At 35.1% G+C, this 20017-nt stretch carries 20 protein-coding genes, 1 tRNA gene and 1 pseudogene; 2 read left to right on the top strand and 20 right to left on the bottom strand.

The features are described 5' to 3' along the window. Positions 1 to 110 precede the first annotated feature (110 nt). Positions 111 to 2081, bottom strand: a complete 1971-nt coding sequence (locus ACM9HF_RS02615; protein WP_473614161.1) for a serine/threonine-protein kinase — start codon at positions 2079 to 2081, stop codon at positions 111 to 113. Between the two features lie 387 nt (positions 2082 to 2468). Between ACM9HF_RS02615 and ACM9HF_RS02610 the strand changes: the two are divergent. Then, positions 2469 to 3648, top strand: a pseudogene (locus ACM9HF_RS02610) (IS3 family transposase). A gap of 157 nt (positions 3649 to 3805) precedes the next feature. On the opposite strand, the gene ACM9HF_RS02605 reads toward ACM9HF_RS02610, so the two are convergent. From ACM9HF_RS02605 to ACM9HF_RS02555, 11 genes are all read right to left on the bottom strand, one after another. Continuing rightward, a tRNA-Ser gene (locus tag ACM9HF_RS02605) sits at positions 3806 to 3896 on the bottom strand. Between the two features lie 245 nt (positions 3897 to 4141). Then, positions 4142 to 4576, bottom strand: coding sequence for a MarR family winged helix-turn-helix transcriptional regulator (locus ACM9HF_RS02600; protein WP_473614160.1), 435 nt, complete (start codon positions 4574 to 4576; stop codon positions 4142 to 4144). A gap of 132 nt (positions 4577 to 4708) precedes the next feature. Next, positions 4709 to 5062: a DOPA 4,5-dioxygenase family protein gene (locus ACM9HF_RS02595; protein WP_473614159.1), complete on the bottom strand. Its 354-nt coding sequence runs from the start codon at positions 5060 to 5062 to the stop codon at positions 4709 to 4711. A 93-nt stretch (positions 5063 to 5155) separates the two neighbouring features. After that, positions 5156 to 6136: an alpha/beta hydrolase gene (locus tag ACM9HF_RS02590; RefSeq protein WP_473614158.1), complete on the bottom strand. Its 981-nt coding sequence runs from the start codon at positions 6134 to 6136 to the stop codon at positions 5156 to 5158. 440 nt (positions 6137 to 6576) lie between these two features. Then, entirely contained in the window at positions 6577 to 7083 is a 507-nt protein-coding gene (locus tag ACM9HF_RS02585; protein ID WP_473614157.1) for a GNAT family N-acetyltransferase, read from the bottom strand. Between the two features lie 337 nt (positions 7084 to 7420). Beyond that, positions 7421 to 8068 carry a class I SAM-dependent methyltransferase gene (locus ACM9HF_RS02580; protein WP_473614156.1) on the bottom strand — a complete coding sequence of 216 codons (648 nt, stop codon included), beginning with the start codon at positions 8066 to 8068 and terminating at the stop codon, positions 7421 to 7423. A 108-nt stretch (positions 8069 to 8176) separates the two neighbouring features. Then, on the bottom strand, positions 8177 to 8917 hold the full coding sequence (locus ACM9HF_RS02575; RefSeq protein WP_473614155.1) for an SDR family oxidoreductase: 741 nt from the start codon (positions 8915 to 8917) through the stop codon (positions 8177 to 8179). Positions 8918 to 9443: 526 nt separating this feature from the next. Continuing rightward, the gene (locus ACM9HF_RS02570) at positions 9444 to 9986 is read right to left on the bottom strand and encodes a peptidoglycan recognition protein family protein (protein ID WP_473618248.1); all 543 of its coding nucleotides are present in this window, start codon (positions 9984 to 9986) and stop codon (positions 9444 to 9446) included. A 250-nt stretch (positions 9987 to 10236) separates the two neighbouring features. Then, positions 10237 to 10536 carry a type II toxin-antitoxin system RelE/ParE family toxin gene (locus tag ACM9HF_RS02565; RefSeq protein WP_473614154.1) on the bottom strand — a complete coding sequence of 100 codons (300 nt, stop codon included), beginning with the start codon at positions 10534 to 10536 and terminating at the stop codon, positions 10237 to 10239. Beyond that, entirely contained in the window at positions 10524 to 10781 is a 258-nt protein-coding gene (locus ACM9HF_RS02560; protein ID WP_473614153.1) for a type II toxin-antitoxin system Phd/YefM family antitoxin, read from the bottom strand. Before ACM9HF_RS02560 ends, ACM9HF_RS02565 begins: the two co-directional genes overlap by 13 nt. Positions 10782 to 10956: 175 nt before the next feature. After that, on the bottom strand, positions 10957 to 11409 hold the full coding sequence (locus tag ACM9HF_RS02555) for a UPF0158 family protein (protein ID WP_473614152.1): 453 nt from the start codon (positions 11407 to 11409) through the stop codon (positions 10957 to 10959). 134 nt (positions 11410 to 11543) lie between these two features. Here ACM9HF_RS02555 and ACM9HF_RS02550 point away from each other — a divergent pair, with 134 nt between their 5' ends. After that, on the top strand, positions 11544 to 12581 hold the full coding sequence (locus tag ACM9HF_RS02550; RefSeq protein WP_473614151.1) for an IS110 family RNA-guided transposase: 1038 nt from the start codon (positions 11544 to 11546) through the stop codon (positions 12579 to 12581). Positions 12582 to 12858: 277 nt separating this feature from the next. Here the strand turns inward: ACM9HF_RS02550 and ACM9HF_RS02545 are convergent, their stop codons facing one another. The 8 genes from ACM9HF_RS02545 to ACM9HF_RS02510 form a co-directional block, all read right to left on the bottom strand. Further along, positions 12859 to 13482 (bottom strand): hypothetical protein, encoded by a 624-nt coding sequence (locus ACM9HF_RS02545; protein WP_473614150.1) that lies wholly within the window; start codon positions 13480 to 13482, stop codon positions 12859 to 12861. Between the two features lie 126 nt (positions 13483 to 13608). Next, positions 13609 to 14484, bottom strand: coding sequence for an SEL1-like repeat protein (locus ACM9HF_RS02540; RefSeq protein WP_473614149.1), 876 nt, complete (start codon positions 14482 to 14484; stop codon positions 13609 to 13611). Positions 14485 to 15084: 600 nt separating this feature from the next. After that, positions 15085 to 15393 carry a DUF6980 family protein gene (locus tag ACM9HF_RS02535; protein WP_473614148.1) on the bottom strand — a complete coding sequence of 103 codons (309 nt, stop codon included), beginning with the start codon at positions 15391 to 15393 and terminating at the stop codon, positions 15085 to 15087. Positions 15394 to 15519: 126 nt separating this feature from the next. Beyond that, positions 15520 to 15885, bottom strand: a complete 366-nt coding sequence (locus tag ACM9HF_RS02530; RefSeq protein ID WP_473614147.1) for a hypothetical protein — start codon at positions 15883 to 15885, stop codon at positions 15520 to 15522. A gap of 1174 nt (positions 15886 to 17059) precedes the next feature. Beyond that, a complete protein-coding gene (locus tag ACM9HF_RS02525; protein ID WP_473614146.1) occupies positions 17060 to 17518 on the bottom strand; it encodes a hypothetical protein in 459 nt (152 codons plus the stop codon). A gap of 154 nt (positions 17519 to 17672) precedes the next feature. Further along, the gene (locus ACM9HF_RS02520; RefSeq protein ID WP_473614145.1) at positions 17673 to 18296 is read right to left on the bottom strand and encodes a hypothetical protein; all 624 of its coding nucleotides are present in this window, start codon (positions 18294 to 18296) and stop codon (positions 17673 to 17675) included. A 109-nt stretch (positions 18297 to 18405) separates the two neighbouring features. Further along, the gene (locus tag ACM9HF_RS02515) at positions 18406 to 18657 is read right to left on the bottom strand and encodes a hypothetical protein (protein ID WP_473614144.1); all 252 of its coding nucleotides are present in this window, start codon (positions 18655 to 18657) and stop codon (positions 18406 to 18408) included. Between the two features lie 808 nt (positions 18658 to 19465). Beyond that, positions 19466 to 19993: a hypothetical protein gene (locus ACM9HF_RS02510; protein WP_473614143.1), complete on the bottom strand. Its 528-nt coding sequence runs from the start codon at positions 19991 to 19993 to the stop codon at positions 19466 to 19468. Between the last annotated feature and the right edge of the window lie 24 nt (positions 19994 to 20017).

Here is a 20017-nt window from a genome sequence, read left to right as displayed (position 1 = left end):
TACATATTAACAAAAAACTTAAAACCTTTGAAAAACATCAATTAAAGTCATTTACTTAACTTGAAAGCAAATATCTATAACCATCTGATTTCTTTTAGGCTATTATCGTATTAATTGACCATAGCATATAATTCATTACCTCTCTTAATCAGCTTTTGTGCTGTTTTAAAGCGTTTTTTCTCCATAGATTCGTTAGCAAAATTTAAATAAGATGCCGCCATTTTCTTTGTAACAATCACTAATGGATCAAAATTTTGAGGTACTTGTGTAGCAACTCTCATTACGTTTTCATCAAGTTTTTCTAATTCTTTAGAATCATTCACAGACAACAACTCGCTAGTAAGTTGTTCAAAAGTTGATCTATAAAAAACTTCTGCTGCATCATATGGATATGGGGCTTTTTCTCCAGCAATAATTTTCTCCCTATAATCTGAAAGTAAATTAACTGAAGCCTCCATCTCCTTTCCTAACATCAACAATGATTTAGCATTGGCGTAATGATTGAAAGCTAACTCACCTATTTTGATTAATTCACTAATTTTACTCGCATCATGTATGTTAATTGCCGAGTCAAAATTACTTTGGAATAACTTGAAAGCTTCATCTTGCGGTTGAAATTTATAATTAGAATCTACAAAAAATAAATCATTGATGATTTTTTCTATATTATTATCACCCTCCTCACTATATCGCCCTTGTGTTAATAACAAGTTTAAACGATCAGACAAGGCATCTGTTGTTGCTTGGCGACTCATTTGGCTTTGATTATATAATTGTTGGAGACGGAAAGAGTCTGGGAATATATTCAAAGCATCGTCAATTATAAGTTCGATTTCATCATAGTTTTTATAAATACCATTAGGGCCTTTTGGTACATTAACAATACGTTTTTCAACAATATCAAGTATCTTTTGACGATGTTCTCTTAGTAGCCCATGCTTTAGCAACTGATGCTTTTCGGCAACGGTATCTAACGTTCTTAAAAGCTCAACCGTAGATAGCTTTTCTAAATTTTGTAGTTCTTGATTTTTTTTATCGCTTAACTGTATCTCAGCAGTTAAATGATCAATGGTTGTATTTTTAGCTAAATATGTTTGCACACCAGCAATAAAAATTAAGCTAGCCGCAGTACCTATAGCTAATTTAGGCCATAATTTTTGAGAAAATTTATTTAATATAACTTGAATATTTTCACAACGTTGTTCTTGTTTGAGCGCTAAACCTTTTTTTAGTGCAGGCCATAAATACCAATTTAAATTTGATGGTTTATTTAAAGGAGTCTGTTTTAGATCAACTTTATCTGCGGTTATTCTTTGATACGGATGCTTACATGATAACAATTCGTAAACTATACAAGAAAAGGCATAAACATCATCAGACGCACAAGGTGATTGGCCTTGAATTTGTTCATAGCTAGCATATGCAGGTGTATAGCCACTTAAAGGAGAAGATTGTTCATGATTTTGAAGAGCATATTTATCAACATTTAATTGCAGTGCTCGAGCCACACCAAAATCAAAAACTTTGATGTCCCCTTTTCTGGTTAACATAATATTAGAAGGTTTTAAATCAGTATGAATAATACCCATATGATGTGCATAAGTTAACGCATTACCAATTTGCTCAATAAGCTTATAGGCTCCTTTAAAAGGAATACCTAGTGGCTTAGAGCGCTTAATAACTTGTTCTAGTGTTTCCCCATCTAGCCACTCCATCACAATGAAATGAAAATTATCATGAGAGTCGACATCATAAACCCTAATAATATTTGGATGAGATAGTTGCTGGGTTTTATAAGCTTCTTTAACTAGTACTTGTTTAGCTTCTGAAATTGAAGAAAATTGCTGCAGTAAAACTTTAATAGCAACATAAGGCTCATCAATTCCAGCAGACTCAAGGTTTAAGTCTTTAGCACGATATATATCACTCATACCGCCACTACCAAGCTGAGACTCTATAACGTATCTGTCTTTAAGGCATTTACCTATTAGATTGATTTCATTTGATTTTTGTTTTGAGTTAAACCCTGCGACGAGAGTTTTATCATCGGCAATCGATGAGTCTGATTGGTTTATATCCATATAAAGTATTATCTTTTACTAAGTTTAAGTTTATAGAGTCTATTCTATAAACCATCGAAAATATGGCGGATATTGTGCTATGTAAATCATCGGAGTTCAATATAAATTTTAGGATTTTTTGAAACTCAGCTAGTATAACGTATCTAGTCAATTTAGTATTTTACAGAGCGGCAATATCTTCCTGTTGAATATAATAATATAAAAAATCACTAACTAATTATCGTTTTTTTAGAATGTAGCGCTGAGATAGAGATTTGAACTCTAAAAAGGTTTAGCGCTACAACCCCCTTTTGATTTACTAAACGCCAAATAGCTGAAGTGGCATAGTTAATTTGGCCACCTACTTAGAGGTGTTATCATGCACCTCATTAAACGTTAGGTGACACAATGACTAAACCAAGAAAACCCAATTTCAGTCCAGAATTTAGATTAGAAACAGCACAGCTTGTTGTTGATAACGGCTATACCCACGAAGAAGCAGCTAAGGCGATGAATGTTGGTTATTCAACCATCGGCAAGTGGGTCAAGCAGCTTCGTGAAGAGCGCCAGGGTAAATCACCGAAAGCGACCCCGATGACACCTGAGCAGATTGAGATTCGAGAATTAAAGAAACGAATAGAACGTATTGAATTAGAAAAGGAAATTCTAAAAAAGGCTACAGCTCTGTTGATGTCGGACTCACTGAACAATTCGAATTAATCGAAAAACTCAATCAGAGCCATAAAAGAAAATACCGAATTAGCCTGCTATGTGACGTGTTTGGTGTGCATCGTAGCAGTTATAAATACTGGGCTGTTCGCGATAATAGCTTAAGCGTTGAGCAAATAAAGCTTAGGGCTGAAATAAAGCGATTTCATGCGTTGAGCGGCGGTTCTGCTGGTGCGCGTAGCTTAGCAGATATGCTAACAACAGCAGGCTACCCATTAAGCCGTTATCGAGCGGGTAATTTAATGACTGAACTTGAATTAGTTAGTTGTCAAATACCTCAGCACAATTATAAAAAAGCGAATAAAGAGCATGTTGAAATACCGAATATTTTAAATCGTCAATTTGATGTGATCGAACCCAATAGCTACTGGTGTGGTGATGTCACCTATATTTGGACAGGCTCACGCTGGGCATACTTGGCAGTTGTCCTCGACTTGTTTGGTCGAAATGGGCGTTATCCTATTCACCTGATAGCCTATTGACCATGAAAGCGTTAACGATGGCCTATGAAAGTCGTGGCAAACCAGAAAATGTTATATTTCATTCAGATCAAGGTTCGCATTACTCCAGCATGAAATTCAGGCAATTAATTTGGCGATACCAGATAACACAAAGTATGAGTCGTCGTGGAAATTGTTGGGATAATAGCCCAATGGAGCGGTTCTTTAGAAGTTTAAAGACAGAATGGATACCAACGACAGGCTTTAAGAGTTTTACTGAAGCTAAAAAAGCAATAATCAATTACATCATTGGTTATTACAATCAGACTAGGCCACATAGATACAATGCTGGCTTAAGTCCAAATGAGTCAGAGAAAAGATACTGGCTAAACTACAAATACGTGGCCAATATGACTTGACCACTTCAAGCAAAAAGCCGCTACAACTAGCAGTTTCTTAGAATGTGTCGGAGAGATAAAGATTTGAACTCTAAAAAGGTTTAGCGCTACAAACCCCTTTTGATTTACTAAACGCCAAATAGCAAAAAGCCGCTACAAGTAGCGGCTTTTTAGAATGTGGCGGTGAGATAGAGATTTGAACTCTAGAAGGGCTACAAACCCTTGCCGGTTTTCAAGACCGGTGCTTTCGACCACTCAGCCATCTCACCTGAATGCAAATAACGCGGTAGCGTTAAAGCGAAGCGAATATTAAAGGCACTTGCTAGCTTTGTAAAGTGTTTTTTAAATCAAAAGCGTATTTTTATTCGTGTTGTATAAAAAACGCCAAAGCAACGAATAAAAACCATACAAATAAGGTTTTATACTCAACTATAACTGATTTAATTTCTTATAAAGCCAAGTTAAAACTTGGCACCTAAACCTCAACACTTTAAGAGCACACAATTAACCTTAATTATTGTTTAAACACAGTAAGGTTTTTAGCCATAGTATTAGCTATTTTTAGAAAACTCTCTAATTCTTCTAAACTAATATTTTTCTGCATTTGTTTATGTACATTAGCCTGTGTTTCTACAATAAAAGCGACTATCTGTTTACCTTTTTTAGTTAAAGACAAGAGCTGACTTCTTTTATCTTCAGTGTTTACTGTTTTGGTTAACCATTGTTTATCAATCATTTCTTTTATTAAACGCGCTATTTGTGCTTTATCTCTAGCAAAAAAAGTAACAATATCATTTGCGGTGCAAACCTCATTACTATTAATAAAAGTTAAACACTTTATATGCATGTAATTTAATCCTAACTCATTAGCATTAAGAGCCGTTCGCATTGCGTTTCTGTATGAATGAATAATATCGAAAACTACATCTGAAATGTATTTATTACTCATTGAGTAACCCTTTATAGTGACGTGACAATTACAACCTTACCGTAACATAGTAGACTTTATCAACCTATTTTATTATCAAGTGAGTAAGAAAATAAACATTTAAAAAAAACAAATACGTAACAAGCTTGTTTTTTAACCTTCAAACATTGATGTATTTAGCTTAACACTATCCCCTAACCAATAAGCATAGAGGGTATGATCATCTAAATCGTTACCCGACAAGGGATGGATAAAAACGGTTAAGTCTTTACGATTAAATTCAAGCCAAGCAACAAATTCATCAAAATGTTTTTTACTAAATGATATTTGGCAACTCCATTTAGGATGAGGTCCAACAGGTTGCTGATGAATACGGCCAACTTTCAAATTAAAATACTCACCTGCTTTTTCACATAAATCAGTAGCGAAAGATAATGTTTCTTGCTCAAAGTAAATATGTGCATGGTAAGCATTATGTGAGTTTACAGGGCGTTTAATTAAATTCATTAAGTTTCTCTTTTCTTATACTAACCCAAAAAATGGATAGAGCAGGCAATTAAATAAAAATAGCCTGTTTAATGCAAATTGATATAAATCAGGCTATTCAGGTTTTATAAGTACATGATGACGATCTGCTGGTTGAACTCTACCACCGTCAATTGCAGCAATCATATGATGTATAACGGGGCTAATGGTTCCACTTTTATTTCTTAAAAAATAAGTATGTCCTTTTTTATCACCCCAGCTATTATTAAAATTATCACAGTCAACTTCGTAAACATTACGCGCTAAACGCCCTTCCAACATAGATTCTGGCCCCGTCATACCTAACCGGCGTGATGCAGTCATATTCTTTAAGTTTGCCAGTTTACTTGCCGGCATAGCCAGATCATCATTAGCATAATACACCACTACATTTCTTGCTGAATCAGGAATATAACAGCCCTTTTCTTTATATTCTAAGGTGTGATTAACAACATCTGCAGCCACCATAAAAACATTACGGAATAACTGTGGCATATTACCTGCCATATCATAAGTTACCCAGTTACTTATTGCGTTTCTTAAAACACGGTTCCCCATAGAGTGCGCTAATACGTTCATTCTGCGAGTACAAGGGTCAACTTTTTTAGCTTCTTCTTTACGCCAGTTATCAAACATACCAAACATACGTGAAAAAGCATCGCCACTCGATCTTGAAGCACGTTGGTCGTCCCAATAGTCATCCATAAATGCCACAACAGAGTCATCATCACATGGCCAAATAAGAGGAACAACATGAACAAGATCTGGCATTAATTCGTCAAACATCCCTTGTAAAACTGCAGCATTTGGAAATATATCTGACTCACCAATGTTATTAAAACCATGAATATAAAATAAAATTTGAGTGTTGTTACCTAAATATTTTAATGCTTGAAAAAATGCTTTGCTACCAATTTCAGTATAATCATCAACACCATTTCTTCGACAAAAATACATATCTTGTCGAACACTGGTATTCTGCATTGAAAAACTGATTTTGCGTCCCTTTTTAGTCTTGTCTGATTGTTTAGGGGTACGGTTTGTGGCGAATAACATAAACTTCTCCTCTATTTATTAATAGTTAAACTCGCTCAAAACTTATTGTACATAGACATAATGACTCCCCACGACTAGCCTAGGTTACGTAGGTTAACTTCAAAAAAACAGAATCATACATATTTTAATAAGCCGCTTAAAATAAAAGCTAGTTTAAATAACATAACATAATTAATATTAAGTTAAATGAATATATCGCTTAAAAAAAAGACAAAATAAGGCAAGAAAAATAAAGAGGTGCACCACTAAATATTTATCTTAAACGCTTGGTTAATATAAACACATAATGAATTAAATAGAGGAAATGTCTGATATAAAATAAAAAACGAAATACAGTCAATTGTATCCATTTGGGTTGCTGCATTACTTAAACGATCAAAGTCTAAAAATTGCTAAATATTGAAATAAAAATTCTGTAACTCATGAAATGGTTATCTTACTCAAGCTCTATACTCATATAAATTATTTTGTAACCCGTAAAGCTCCATAGTTCCCTTTAAGGTAAAGCCAATTTTTTTCAATAATTTATTCGAACTTAAATTATCGGGAAACGTAATAGCCAAAAGAGTATTTAAACAACATGAAACAGCCTCTTCTTGTAGAATAGAGCTAGCCGCTTCTCTTGCATAACCTCTTCCACAAAACTCAGGTAAAAGTGCGTAACCTAAATCAGGATATTCCAGCTCTTCTCTCTTAAGTAAACCACACATCCCAATGGGAGTTCCTGAAGATTTTAACACGACTAAATTTAAACCAAATCCATTTACCTCATAACTCAACATAGGACCATGAATAAGATAATTGATCGCGTCAGCATTGGTTCGTACATTCTTATCAGCTATGTTGCGAATAAAAGACTCTTCATTTAACAACCTAAGAATAAAATCAGCATCATCTATATTCAACGATCTGATAATTAATCTAGCTGTTTCATATTTTACTTTCATTAAAATTCGTCTATTAACTCGCAACTACATCAACCTATATAACAAACCAAATAATTATTGATAATCGCTACTATATAAAGGTCCATTAACATTTTTTATCTTACTTTAATGATTTATCGACACCTAATTAATAAACTAAAAATGGTTGACTAAGATAAGACTCAATCAACAACTTGCTATTTTTAGTTCTTCTGAAATACCTTATATTTCTAACACATACTAGCAAATACTAAATTATCTAGAACTTCAGTGATTGTGGAGTGGATACAATCAATTTCATACTATAAACCCCCTTAATTCAAGCTCGATTCACATCCAAGTGCACCACTTAGTCTTGTTATTTTTTTTGTAACTTCTTAGCCACAACAAAATAGCTAGATGCGTCTTTGTATATCTCTTCAGATTCAACCACTTGAAACCCGCCTGCCTCTAATAAGTTTTCTACCTCAGAGCTTATGACTCTTCTTATAGGAATGGGAATGAGTCCAAGTTTACACAAGACTCGCACTAGCTGGATTTGAAGATTAACTAAAAATGACATCTTTTGACGCAAGCAAGGTGTTACAGAAATGAACAAACCTTCAGGCTTTAGCAATTCATTTATTCTCAGTACTACATCCTGTGGGCTAGAAACGGTATGTAACATATTAAAAGCTAGAATGACATCATATGATCCTTTATCAAATTCGCTATCAAAAATATCAGCTTGCTCGAAGTTTACGTTCTCAACTTTCGCAACCGCTGCTTTCCCCCTTGCTATTTCAATCATTTTCGATGATATATCAATAGCGTAAACCTTTTTGACCTGACAGGAAAATTGGCATGTTGCAGTTCCTGTCCCACACCCGTAATCGAGAACGGTATCGCTACCTTTGAGGAATTTTTGGGCATTTTCTCTAGATTTACTATGAATGTACTCAAATCGTTCTTCAGTCTTGTCGTAGTTTTTAGATGCTCCATCCCAAAACTTTTCCAGTTTACTCATTATCTATACCTTTGTGGGAGAAGCCAACGCTTGGCTCACGGCACAAACTGCGGAGAGCATTTTGTGCAAAGTGGAGCGTAGCAGTATGTGTCCGTGTGCAGCAATTTTTTAGGCGAATCCTCCGTTTGCACCGATATTCTGACCCGTAACCCAAGATGCCTCATCACTAACAAGGAAAAGTACAATACGCGCAATATCAATTGGTTCACCGATACGGCCAAGTGCAGCCATGCCTGCAAGTCGATCTATAACCTCTTGGCTCTTACCTTCTGTAAAAAGTTCAGTGTTCGTTGGCCCTGGAGAAACTGCATTAACTGTAATTCCCCTTGAACCCACCTCTTTTGAAAAAACTCTCGTCAGTTGTTCTACGGCTCCCTTTGTCGCACAGTATGCGCCATAAGTTGGAAGCATTAATCTTGTTGTTGAACTTGAAAAATTAATGATTCGACCGTTATTTTCAAGACGCGAAGCTGCTTCACGGAGCGTGTTAAATGTGCCTTTAATATTAACAGATAAGATATGATCAAAATCATTATCCGTTGTATTTTCAATGGTTTTGTACAGAATAGTCCCTGCGTTATTGACAAGAATATCTACTTTACCGAATTGGCCAATAACAGCGTCGAACAGCGACGCAACTTGTTCAGCTTTGCTGACATCAGCTTTTATAGCAATAGCTATACCTCCCGATGCCGTAATATCAGATACCACGCGTTCAGCTGAATCTCTGCTTGCAGAGTAATTAATCACCACACTAGCACCAGCTTTTGCAAGTGTCTTAGCTATTTCTTCACCTATACCTCGTGACGAACCAGTTACGATAGCAATCTTGTTAGAAAGTATTCCCATAATAAATTACCTCAGTTAAATACCAATCCCCAATTAACGGGCAAAAAATTGTTGGCTATAATTAGCGACGAAGGAGCAAAAGCCAACTGTTTTTTGTCCTTGTTGATTTTCTTGTTAGTTTGTTGTTACAACCTAAACGCTTCAGCACAGGTTTGAAAAGCTACTACAACAATTATTATTTTTGCAAATGAAGTTTTTTAGAACCCACCCTTTATCATCGTAAATATACCCAGCCCCCCCAGCAAATACCTCATATGAATAGGTCTCCTTATTCATTGTCAATTCCCCTGAATATTTACAAGGCATAATAATTGACTCTCCGTGAGCTTCTTCATTACTGACTTGCTCCGCAGTTTGAAAATATAAAGTAATTTCACTTTCTGTCAGTATAAAGTTATCACAAACCTTAGATCCCTGTTTGGTGATATCGACAACTTTTTTTGTTGTCAATATTTGAATTTTTTTTCATGATTAAAGGCACAAGATGTAATAAAAAAAGCAGTGCCTAAACAAATGATATTTTTTATCATGGAGCAACCCCAACTTTTAAATATTGAAGCAACTGGATTCCTTCTGCTTTCTTTTTCCTAGCAATTACACCATGTGCGTAAACATCTTTATTTAAGGTTAAAGAGAACTCCTTTAATAATATATCCACTAACAACTTCAATGATTTAAACTGTTCATTTGTTGGTCGCTCAAAGATATTTGTAGCTTTGTTAAAGCGACCTACGACCTCAATTCCTAATGAATCATTATTTGAAGGATAACGAAGAGGATAAGCTTTTCCTAACTCATGTCTAGATGCATTTTTTACTCTTTTTGAAAATGAAAATCCTTTTTGATGAAGCAAACTATTAACAGTTTTTAATTCTTTAGGATCACATGATTTTTCGTCGACACACCGAGAATATAAGATACCAACATGCCAACAGAGTTTTTCTAAACTTGCTGTTTGGGATATTGTTCCATCATTAGCAATTAAAAAATGAGCTCCAGTTTTTTGCCCCGCAACATAACCATTCAGAGATGAAGTAGCACTCGAACCTGCAGTTCTATGAAGTACTATAGATGTTACGTTGTTAATATTCCCATGCTCAATAGAGTTGTATCGTTTGGCTGTTATACGCTTATCCCATTTGTAACTGTTGTCATTAAAGTTCTTTTTAAATTGTGTTTATAAAATATCAAAATTTACCCGTTAGCTTGAAAACAAACTAACGCCCCAATAAGAGGCTAAAAATTGTTTGCTAAAATGTGAAGCGAAGCGGAACCGAGCAAACTGTTAGCGGTCCTTTGCAATGACTTGTTAGCCGTATTTAACTCCGTAAAAGAAACCTACGCAGATCTCGTTCTTGCCGCATAACATGTAAAATATAAACTTTGTCTCTATCCACTTTATAAAAAATACGACAAGGATTCACATTGACTTCACGATAATTTAAGTTCACCAATTCCTGTGGTCTTTTACCTGATTCCGGATGATTTTCTAATCTAGAGATTTTATCAAATATTTTCTGAGTCAATTTCTTTGCAGCAGAAAGATTACTTAAAGCAATGTATTCAGCGATCTCGTTTAAATCATCTAGGGCTGGTGATGTCCATATTACTTCAGCCATTTACTCATTTTCTCTTTTGCTTCTTGATTTGAGAACGTTTCACCATTTTTAATTGCTTGCTCACCGCGCGCAACACCTTCAAGGATAGCCATTCGCTGTTGCATAAACTCATAATCTTCCACATCAACTAAGTAAGCAGATGGTTGACCATGTTCAGTTATTAGTACAGGTTCTTTTGATGTATGTAGCTCAGCTAGAATTTTAGTAGCTTGCCGTTTAAGTGTTGTTACAAGTTCAACTCTCATAATAAACCTTATATAAACATTTAAATAATGTATCACAATAGTATCACATTACTTCAAGGTTACAACTATACGGCTAACGCCCAATTAATGGGCTTTTATTGCTGGCTAAAATTAGCGAGGCACGAGCAAAAATCAGCTGTTTCCTGTCCTGCTTTAATGATTTGTTAGAATTTACCTACTCAAAATCAATTTTATTTTCTTTGCACCAAAACTCAACAAATTCTCGCAACTTTTGACCTCGATATTTATGCCATTCATCTACCAACCCAAGCTTTTCTAGCTCAGTTTTAAAACGTCTGAATGCACCTTTACCATGTATCGAACGGGATAACATTTCTGACTGCTTAGGAATAACCACTCGAGCGATAAATTTCTCTATGATACGGTACTCATTAAAATCGTATTTTTCAGGCAAAGACAAATAGTCATCCTGATTTTCTAAATAATGTTTGGCACTAGCGACAGCTTCACGATACCACTCAGCAGAATCAGATAAGTCTATTTCTGCTGCTCGGAGCTCCTCATCAGTAAACATACAGACTTGTTCCGTCTTTGTGTTTAAATATGATTCACTCATATCACTATCAAAATCTACAGCGTCAATAATATCGTCAATTTTTACTTTCATGCAGAATACTCGCCGATTCGATGGCATATAACGCCTCACTAAGAGGCAAAATGATAGATAATTGGACTCCCTCACCCTTAACGAGTGAGGTAATATTGTAGTTACCACACCAAAATATTATAAAGAGTCCTAATATGTATCGTACTAGAGTTGGCGTTGATTTAGCAAAAAAAGTTATTCAAGTTTGTATTTATAGAAACAATAAAGTGCAGTCGAATATCGAAATGACACCGGAAGAATTCCTTTATTGGCTTATCAACAATAAACCCGTTACGATAATATTTGAAGCTTGTAGTACGTCTAACTACTGGAAACAAAAAGCCATTGAAGCAGGTCATGATGCCAGGTTAGTTTCAGCGAAACTGGTATCAGTCGTCAGACAAAGTCAAAAAACAGATAAAAACGACGCCCTCGCTATTGTTCAGACCACCTTCATGCCAGATGTGACTTATATTGGCGGAAAAACGGTTGAGCAACAACAACTACAGTCCATTAAACGCTTAAGAGAATTATCGGTTAAACAACGCGACGCCTCTCAAAAACAACTCATTGCTTTGCTTTTTGAATTAAACATCAAAATTTCAAGCCGTAGAGGAGGAATAATTTCAGCAATAGAAAGTGTGTTAGAAGATGCCTGCAATTGCTTGTCAACAGAGTTTCGCAGGGCTATTTTCTTAGCAAAAGAGCACTTGAGAGGGCTGTTTGAAGATATTAAGCATTATGATAACTGTATGGAACGTTCGGTTTCTGCCCACCCAGAATGTAAAAAGCTCACTAAGCTAGAAGGTGTTGGTCCAATGAATGCAATTAACCTTTATATTGCGTTGGGCTGTTTAGATATTGGGTATTTCAGTAAAGGAAAAGACGCCTCGGCCTGTATTGGCTTAACGCCGATACAGCATTCATCAGGCGGCTTAGTTAAGTTAGGCTCTATAGGGAAGTTTTGCAAAAATAGTCGGCTAAGAAGTCAACTAATCTGTGGCGCAACTGCAGCAGTTCAGCACGCAATGAAGCGAAAAGCTAAAACAAAAAAAGATGCCTGGATCCAAGGCTTAGTTGAACGTAGAGGTAAAAAGTGTGCTGCAGTAGCGTTAGCAAATAAAACAGTAAGAACAGCGTTTGCGATGTTAACACAAGGTACAGAATACAAAGCTGAATTACTCGCAGCTTAATACGAGTTCAAACGACAAAATGCACTAACGAAGATAAAAATCAACTGGTTTAGTCAGTAGCCAACTAAGAGCCTAGTGCTCGCTTTATAGATTTGACAACCAGTTCGCGTAAATATCAAAGAGCCTGAGATAGCTTCTCATTTAGAGCTCGTACATAAGTATGCATTAATTTCTTTGTTTTAAGTTTTGTTGTTGACAGGAGGTAGTCCACATAAGTTGGCTAAAATTGCGAGGAACGAGCGCTAGCAAACTGTTTAGCGTCCGTTTGAGTAACTTGTTAGACTTTTTTGTCACAGTGGTTAACATCATATTCAGGATCTGGATGAGAACCCGTGCTGCCTAATCCAAAATTACCTTTGGATTCAAAGTTAAATGTATGACTATTCTCTGTAACCTCAAATTTTTTAATATTACCTTCTTTAACTCTATGTATAACTTCACCTAAATTAAACCCTTCACTACCAACTCGATTATCCGGTAACAAGAAATAGAACCTAGCACCAACTACACTACTGATGGTATTTCCAACAATATAATCCTTATCAAGAATTAACCTTTTTAATGGTATTTTATAATACTTATGAGAGATTTCGTTTGGCTCTAAAACTATAGGGGTAAAGCAGTCTGCTAAATTAAAACCAAACCCTACACCACCTAACTCGCCTTTTGAATTTGAATTATCCATTGTAACGTTGCCATTCAAAATGGCTTCTTGATAATCACCAGAGTTTTTATAAATCACTCCTAAAATAACCTCGTCTTTAGCAACTTCGAATGATGTTACAGATAAGCTCATTTCGTGGTTTTTATTAAAAAATTGGAAGTACAAACCAACACAAGCAACAACAGCACCAATCCATCCAGCAACGTTACTTATATTATTCCATGTTGAATTACTCAATTACTTCTCCTAAAAGTCTAACGCCCAATTAATGGGCTTTTATTGCTGGCTATAATTTGCGAGGGACGAGCACAGCCAGCTGTAAAAGTCCCGTTGAATTGCTTGTTAGCTGCCAAGTAACCTCAACTATTCTTTAGCCCAGCTATTCCATAATGGAAGGCAATTTGTTGGTTCACCTAGATCTTCTATTTCGCCTAAAGAGTCTTCGGCATACTCATAACCTAATACTTGTGCTTTGTGTAACCAGCTTATTCCGGTTTCTTTTTCACCTGTACAAGCATAAAACTCGCCTATCCAACCCGCAGCTTCTGAGTGTTCATTTTCTGCTGCCCATAAATAGTACTCTACAGCCTCACTAGAGTTTGTTTTTTCTAAAATTTTACCTAATTGATAACCTGCTTTAGGACTCTTATATACTTCAATTGAGTACTTTAATAATAAAATACTTTTTTCAATATTTTTACTTACTTTGGAATTTTTTCTTCCTAAATTTAAAGATTTATACCGAGAATAAGAATACTTTCCTTTGACATAAATACTAGCTAAATCTAAGATTTGCTGCGCTTTCAACTTTTCGTGATCTTCATATAGTTTATTAAGAGTGAGGGTGAAATCATCTTTACTAATACTGCCTTTAATTTTATTTAATAACTCTTTTACCTCTGGAAATCCGTTATCAATTAATGACTCTGCTAAAGCTATTGCATATTGCTTCTCAGTTTCACTTTTCAATGTGATTGAATTTACATAAGAGTTAACGATAGAGAACATTGCTAAAGGGTAACCATTTGCCGCTGATTTGTTTACCCAATCTTGAGATTCCTTTTTAATGTCTAAATCAGATATTTTATCGTATGCAAGGCCTAATATAAATTTTCCCCATACAAATTGTGCTTGAGGGTTTCCTTTATCTGCTATGTTTTTTAAATAAATAGCTTCAATTGAAGGATTGTTTATACTACCAAATTCATGACTAAAATTTGTTCCAAATATTATTGCCATATTCCTTTTACCTTTTTCAAAGGTAAAACAAGTATCAACAATACTTTTGACGTTAGTCCCTTTCAATTTATTTAAACAGTCACTTTCAGCAAAAGCATTAACCGTGAATAAAGCAAATGAAAGAATAGTAAAATATTTATACATAAGATTAATTTAACTCGAGCTATAAGGGCAACTAACGCCCATTTTATTGCTGGCTATAATTTGCGAGGGACGAGCACAGCCAGCTGTAAAAGTCCCGTTGAATTGCTTGTTATATGCCTGATAAAATTGAACTTAATTACTGAAGTTCAAAGTAAAAGACGGTAGTCATAAACGCACTATAAATTGAGCTACCCACAAATACTAGAACGAAATAATAGCTTTGTTACATTACGAAGTAATAAAAACAACAAAGCTTATTAGTGACTATTGAATAACTACAATAGCGAAACCCGTAGCAGAACTTACAAAAGTAAAAGTTAATAACCAAATTATTAGCTAAAGCACCCTACTACATTAATTGCATATAACGCCTCATTCAGAGGCTAAAAATTGATGGCTAAAATAAGCGAGGCACGAGCAATAGCCAGCTGTTTTTAGTCCTGCTGCAATGCCTTGTTATAGGTATTTGTACCAAGCGCCTGATTTAAATTCTTTTGGGATATTTTGCTCTGACGGCTCGTCAAAACCTAAATTTTCTAAAGTATTAAACCACAAGTCTCGCTTTGAATCAGGTAACTTTGAACCACACCACGAACAAAAATAAATGGCTTTAGAGCTACTGCCACCGTCATGAATAATAAGTCCATATTCGTCAAATTTTGCGTTATATGTAATTAAAGTATCAGGGCACTCAAATTCATTAGCATGATCAGTGCATTCAAACTTTAATGAATCATCCATATTCTGACAACAGTGCTGAACCATGTAGTACCTATAACGCCCAATTAATGGGCTTTTATTGCTGGCTAAAATAGCGAGGGACGAGCACAGCCAGCTGTAAAAGTCCCGTTAAATTGCTTGTTAGGCGTGATTAATATAATGTAAATATGCTTACGAATTATGCCTCATCCCTTGAATATAAACTTTAAAGTTAGAAAATGAATCAGTATCTGTAATCGATGATGTTACTAAACCTCTAGTCTCTTCATCAGAGTACGCATCTATAACTGACCAAAGAAAGTATATTGCATCGAAGGTTTCATCATCGTACTTTAGGCTTTTAACTTTCATGATTGAAGATATGTATTCCGTTAAATACTTTCCAATAATATTTGAATTAAAGAAGTCGTCTTTATTAATGAAATCATTAATACTTTCCACAATCTCAATTGTTAAAAAAGCATCTTCTTTTTCTCCATTCTCTTGAATTAACAACTTAACATTTTCAATAAATTTTACAATTACATCCTTATTCATACGACTTCCTTTTATTAATTAAATTAAAATGAACCAAACGATAAACGCCTAACGCCCAATTAATGGGCTTTTATTGCTGGCTATAATTGCGAGGAACAAGCACAGCCAGCTGTAAAAGTCCCGTTGAATTGCTTGTTATATGCCTGATAAACCTGAACTTAAATACAAAAGTTAGAAGTAAAAGACGGTAGTAATAAACGCACTATAAATTGAGCTACCCACAAATGCCAGTACGAAATAATAGCTTTGTTACATTACGTAGTAATAAAAACAACAAAGCTTATTAGTGACTATTGGAAAACTACAATAGCGATACTCGTAGCAGCACTTACAAAAGTAAAAGTTAGCAACTAAATTATTAGCTAAAGCACCCTACTTCAGAATTGCATATAACGCCCAATTAATGGGCTTTTATTGCTGGCTAAAATTTGCGAGGAACGAGCACAGCCAGCTGTAAAAGTCCCGTTGAATTGCTTGTTATATGCCTGATAAATCAGAACTTAAATACAAAAGTTAGAAGTAAAAGACGGTAGTCATAACTGCACTATAAATTGAGCTACCCACAAATGCCAGAACGAAATAATAGCTTTGCCACAAAAGTCTTTTAAATAGGCAAAGCTTATTAGTGACTATTGAATAACGATAATAGCGAAACTCGTAGCAGCGTTTACAAAAGTAAGGTTGATAACAATATTTTTAGCTAAACAAACAATACAATTTGAGTGTATATAACGCCCAATTAATGGGCTTTTATTGCTGGCTAACATTGCGAGGAACGAGCACAGTCAGCTGTAAAAGTCCCGTTGAATTGCTTGTTATATGCCTGATAAACCTGAACTAAAATACAAAAGCCAGAAGTAAAAGACGGTAGTAATAAACGCACTATAAATTGAGCTACCCACAAATGCCAGAGCGAAATAATAGCTTTGCCACAAAAGTCTCTTTAAAAAGGCAAAGCTTATTAGTGACTAGTGAAAAACTATAATAGCGAAACCCGAAGCAACGTGTACAAAAGTATTTTTGATAACAACATTTTTAGCTAAACCAACAATACAATTTGAGTGCATATAACGCCTCATTCAGAGGCTAAAAATTGTTGGCCAAAATAGCGAGGCACGAGCAACGGCCAGCTGTTTTTAGTCCTGCTGCAATGCCTTGTTAGGCATTTATACACTTAGCCCTTTTGCTTGTGATTTACAAAAGCCTGAGTAAGCATACATAATATAATTAAGAAAACAAAACTAAACATCAAAGGCCAGCTTAAGTAGCTCCATCCATATTGTTGCTCTCTATATTCAATGTTTGGCAAATCCCCATTCCCATAATTTTGTTTTATTAAATCAATATTTGAAAGTTTATTATGATGACAATATGAATTTCCTGACACTAAAGCCCCATTTTTTTCGTAGCGTTTTGCAAATAACACCCCCGATTTTACACCACCTTTCACGTAGACATATTCACCAGTCACACCTTTCCAAACCTTTAATACTTTGTGCTTAGTAGCAAAACTATCAGTGACTTTAGGTTTACCAAGAAGTAGAACGACATCGGCATTGGAAAATAGCTCATCTAACCGCTGGAGTTTTTCTTCTACAGTATTTACAGGTAAGCAAACAATACTTAATGCCAAGCTATGCGCCGAGTATAAAAATATTATTAGAAATGAGCAGAACTTAATCATGATGCCTAACGCCCTGTTAAGGGGCAAATTGTAGTTGGCTAAAATGTGAAGCGGAGCGGAACCAGCCAACTGTTATTTGTCCCGCTTGAACAGCTTGTTAGCATTACTTTACCACAAGTTTATCGACAACTTGTTTAACTTTATTTGTATTTCCATTGGCAATACACGTTTGTTTAAGCTCATGTATTAAATTGACTAACTCGCCCATACGCGTGCCCTGATCAGGACTCCATGTTTTACCTGCCATCGGTGCCAAGAATATTGAATTATCATGTTTTCTAGGGGTAGAAAAGTGATAAGTAGTACCATCCATACCTAAACGGTTATTCGACGAATACTTAGTTTTTAATAACTCGGATACCCAAATTTTTTCTAATTGGATTGCTAATTGATTTGGGATTGAAATGTTACACTTTTCTATCGGGTTAACAGGAACATTGTTACTGTAAATTTGCCAATAATGTATTTCTGCTTCTAAAAGTATTAGAGAATATTGATTTTCTATTTTTTTAATAAATAAGGCTGACTCTGAATCAAAAGATGGAATCGTAATTACTTTTAAAATTACATCGTTAGCATATGCGGCTTCAAATGCTTTTGTGACAAATAAATGATAATTATGTGTTACCTGCATTCGTGCATAAATAGATGTTTCTGGATATAAGTGCTCTTGAGAATGAACAAAAGAAGAAACTATGCTGAATAATAAAACATTTAAAATTTTCACAAGACCATCCATGTAATGCTAACGCTTTGCTAATGGGCAAAATAAAGTTTGCTAAAATGTGCGAGGCACGAGCAACAGCAAACTGTATTTTGTCCTGTTAAGCAACTTGTTATGTACAATTACTGCTTTGATTAACTTCTTTTTCTTGATGGCCAAAAAACTTAGTACCTGATTGATTATTTTCTTTACGCTGATATAAAAGACGAATGTATAAGAAAAATAATACTAGCGGTCCAGCTATTAAACCTAAACAGAAAATAATTATCTGGGTGAATTGTGAATAACCTAATTCCATTGCCCATTTAGCACTCAATATCCCAAATAAAAAAGCTACCGAACCCGTTGTTAAATTTATATCCATATTACTCTCCATAGTTAGATTTACACAATTTGTACATAACGCCCAATTAATGGGCTTTTATTGCTGGCTATAATTTGCGAGGAACGAGCACAGCCAGCTGTAAAAGTCCCGTTAAATTTCTTGTTATATGCCTGATAAACCTGAACTTAAATACAAAAGCCAGAAGTAAAAGACGGTAGTCATAAATGCACTATAAATTGAGCTACCCACAAATGCCAGAACGAAATAATAGCTTTGCCAACAAAGTCTTTTAAATAGGCAAAGCTTATTAGTGGCTATTGAAAAACTACAATAGCGAAACCCGTAGCAGCGCTTACAAAAGCACCTTTGATAACAACATTTTTAGCTAAACCAACAATACTACATGAATTGCATATAACGCCCAATTAATGGGCTTTTATCGCTGGCTATAATTTGCGAGGAACGAGCGCAGCCAGCTGTAAAAGTCCCGTTGAATTGCTTGTTATATGCCTGATTAACTTTAACTTAATTACTGAAGTTTAAAGTAAAAGACGGTAGTAATAACTGCACTATAAATTGAGCTACCCACAAATGCCAGAACGAAATAATAGCTTTGTTACATTACGTAGTAATAAAAACAACAAAGCTTATTAGTGACTATTGAATAACTACAATAGCGAAACTCGTAGCAGCGTTTACAAAAGTAAGATTGATAACAATATTTTTAGCTAAACCAACCATACTATTTGAGTGCATATAACGCCTTGCTAAGCGGCGAAAAATTGTTGGCTAAAATAAGCGAGGAACGAGCAAAAGCCAACTGTTTTTTGTCCGTTTAAGCAACTTGTTAGGCAAATAATTGCAGAGTATTAAACCAAGCAACTATGTCTTTAAAATACGCTCCAAGTGCTGCACCTGCAATTAAAGTTACTAAACCTATTAAAAATGATATAAACCTACGAACTCCTTTACCTTGTTCTGATTGCTCCACCAATTGTTGCCTTAGTGCATCTTCCATTTCTTCTCGTATGGCGCTAAATTTAGCTTGGTTTGTATTTGCAAGTTCACGATACCTTTCTGCCAGTGACTTTTTATGTTCTATCTCTTCAAGTAACGCGTCTAAATTTTCCGTTTTAGAATCAAGGTCTTTTTGCATTTTAGATATAATACTGCTGGCAGCAAGTATATGTTCTTTTGCTTCATCAACTCTTTCCCTTGCTTCAGCTTCTTCGCCTATATCAGGAAAAAACTCTGTAAGGTACTTGCCTGTTGCATGAGAGGTAATAGATTTTATTTGTTCTTCGGAAAACAATCGTCCTGTCAATATTCGTAAAATTGCAGTAATTAATTCTCCATATAGAGTTGTAAAACGCACACTGAACCCTCCATAGTTGCCTAA

It is taken from the genome of Colwellia sp. RE-S-Sl-9 (genome assembly GCF_048296855.1).
In the GTDB taxonomy this organism is placed as follows: Bacteria; Pseudomonadota; Gammaproteobacteria; order Enterobacterales; family Alteromonadaceae; genus Pseudocolwellia.
Note: the sequence above shows the minus strand (reverse complement) of the source record. Positions and strands in the feature narration are given on the sequence as shown.